3 protein-coding genes are annotated in these 2,499 nt (G+C 60.1%); all 3 read right to left on the bottom strand.

The window, feature by feature from the left end:
• Positions 1 to 70: 70 nt before the first annotated feature.
• The 3 genes from tnpC to tnpA are packed head-to-tail and all read right to left on the bottom strand — an operon-like array spanning position 71 to position 2,448.
• On the bottom strand, positions 71 to 1,639 hold the full coding sequence (gene tnpC, locus IAG25_RS41025; protein WP_187609881.1) for an IS66 family transposase: 1,569 nt from the start codon (positions 1,637 to 1,639) through the stop codon (positions 71 to 73).
• A 30-nt stretch (positions 1,640 to 1,669) separates the two neighbouring features.
• Positions 1,670 to 2,014, bottom strand: a complete 345-nt coding sequence (gene tnpB, locus IAG25_RS41020) for an IS66 family insertion sequence element accessory protein TnpB (protein WP_187609880.1) — start codon at positions 2,012 to 2,014, stop codon at positions 1,670 to 1,672.
• Complete coding sequence (tnpA, locus tag IAG25_RS41015) at positions 2,011 to 2,448, bottom strand: IS66-like element accessory protein TnpA (protein ID WP_187609879.1); 438 nt, start codon at positions 2,446 to 2,448, stop codon at positions 2,011 to 2,013. Before tnpA ends, tnpB begins: the two co-directional genes overlap by 4 nt.
• Positions 2,449 to 2,499 lie beyond the last annotated feature (51 nt).

The raw sequence follows: 2,499 nt of genomic DNA, 5'->3' as shown, positions 1-2,499 counted from the left end.
GTAAGCGGCTCGCCTAGGCCGTGTGTAGAGGCGTGCGCGCCTGGGCGCAGGATTGCCTCAGGTGGAGCGGCTAGATATCTTGATGTGGTGAACTTGCCGCTGCGTGCAGCTTCTCGGCCACACGCCATGGCAAGAGCTCGTCGATGACAGAGATTCTATGGTCGGCGATTCTCGGCAACACATAGTTTAGGTACGCGCGCGGATCGATGTCGTTGAGGGCGCACGTGCCAATCAACGAGTACATTGCAGCAGCACGTTCACCACCGCTGTCGGAGCCCGCGAATAGGAAGTTCTTGCGGCCCAAACTCACACAGCGCAGCGCGTTCTCCGCGATGTTGTTGTCGATCTCGAGCGTACCGTCTTCGCAGTAGAGCGTCAGCGCGCGCCACTGATTAAGCGAGTAGCTGATCGCCTTGGCTGTGTCAGACTTCGACGACAACGCTTCGAGCTTGGTCTTGAGCCACGCTTCGTAGATGCGAAGCAGTGGCTTGGCTTTCTCCTGCCGTATTCGCAGCCGTTCGTCCGCAGGCTTGCCGCGAATGGAAGCTTCAATGTCGTACAACGCACCAATGTATTCGAGGGCCTTCTGCGTTGTGTCGGACGGCGTTCGTACGTGGATATCGTAGAACTTTCTCCTTGCGTGAGCATGGCAGGCTGCTTCCAGTACTGAGCCATCCAGGAACAGTTCATCGAAGCCCGCGTATGCGTCCGCTTGTAGCGTCCCTCTGAAGCCAGCGAGATGAGTTTGAGGGTGGATGCCTTGCCTATTCGGCGAGTATGCGAACCATACCGCAGCCGGTTGCGTGGAGCCGGAGCGACGATCGTCGCGCACATAGACCCAGAGACGACCTGTTCGGGTCTTCCTGTTGCCTGGTGCGAGCACGGGAATCGGCGTATCGTCAGCATGCAGTTTGGCGGTCGATACCGTATATCGGCGCAGCGCCTCGATCAGTGGCGCGCACAACGTTTCGCATTGGCCGACCCAGCGCCCCATGCTGGCACGGTCAAGCGTGACGCCGTCGCGAGCGGCGATTGCCGATTGTCGATACAACGGCTGGTGGTCTGCGTATTTCGAGACGAGGATATCCGCGAGCAAACTCGGGTGGGCGATGCTCCGCTCGATTGGCAGTCCCGGCATCGACGGCTGTTTGATGGCGTGGCAGCAAGGGCAAACAAGTTTGCGCCGGATCGTGCGAATGACTTTGAAGGCGGCCGCAACTCGGGCGAGTTGTTCGGATATGTCCTCACCGAGCAGTTGCATTGTTTGACCGCAGTCCGGGCAACTGGATTCCGGCTCGAGCACATGATCTTCGCGCAAGAGGTGCGCCGCTAATGCATGTCTCGAAGCCGCGTTGCCGGTTGTTGCGTTGGAGGCGGACGCGTTGGCGCCTTGAGCCTGCGCGCGCTGCACGTCTGCAACGCCGCGTCCGGCGGCCAGATCTTCGAGTTGGGTCTCGAGGGTCTCTATCTGCCGCTGCAACTGTTCGGATTTGCGGCCGAACTGCATGCGCCGAAGTTTGTCGATCTGTGCCTTGAGCTGATCGATCTCGATATCGCGTTCAGCGAGCAGACTACGAGCCTCGACCAACAAGGCCTTCAGGAGATCGACATCGTCAGGAAGATCGGCGCCGTTCGACATGCACGGCAGTTTACGAGTGTTCCGCGCGGTTTACAACATCGATAACGCGGCGGTGCGCCGGGGCTGTCGCCAATCGATGCCCTCGAGAAGCATTGACAGTTGTGCGGAGCTCAGATGAATCTTCCCGCCGTTGGCCTGGGGCCAGATAAAGCGGCCCCGCTCAAGACGCTTTGCCAGGAGCCAGATGCCATCCTCCGTCGCCCAGAGGACCTTTATGAGATCGCCTCGGCGGCCTCGGAAGACGTAGACGTTGCCGCCCAATGGATTCTCTTCAAGCGCCGTTTGCACCTTTGCCGCTAGCCCCTGAAACCCACAGCGCATGTCGGTCACGCCTGCAGCAATCCAGATACGCGTGCCAGCCGGGAGCGAGATCATGATCGCAGACTGCCCAACACGGTACGCAGCATGTCGGCGTCGACCAGACCATCTACCTTGACCACCACACGGCCGATTCGGATTTCAATCGTGCCCGCAGGTGGCGCCGGGTTTGCATCTAATGCTGGTAAATCGCCTGACGGCGCGGCCAGGGCCTGCGTCGGTGGGTCACTCAGCAGTACGACTGGCAGCATGCCGGCAGGCTGAGCGTGCCGCTCGGTAAGATATCGGCGCCGCCAGGTGTACAGCATGTTCGCGTTGATGCCATTCTCACGGGCGAGTCTCGCAACGGAGACGCCTGGTTCACACGCCGCTGCCGCCAGCCGGTCCCGAAGCTCCCTTGGGTAGTTTGGACGGCCCGCTCGACTACCCGGCTTCTTCTCTGAGAACTCTGACAAAGTGGTGTCCATCAAATCGAAAGTGATGGACATCATTGTGCTGCGTACTGAGGTCACCCCCTACAACGGTCGAGACGAGCCGCTTAC

The sequence above is a fragment of the Caballeronia sp. EK genome (assembly GCF_014384845.1).
Classification (GTDB): Bacteria; Pseudomonadota; Gammaproteobacteria; order Burkholderiales; family Burkholderiaceae; genus Caballeronia; species Caballeronia jiangsuensis.
The sequence above is the reverse complement of the archived record's forward strand: the minus strand, read 5'-3'. Positions and strand labels throughout refer to the sequence as shown.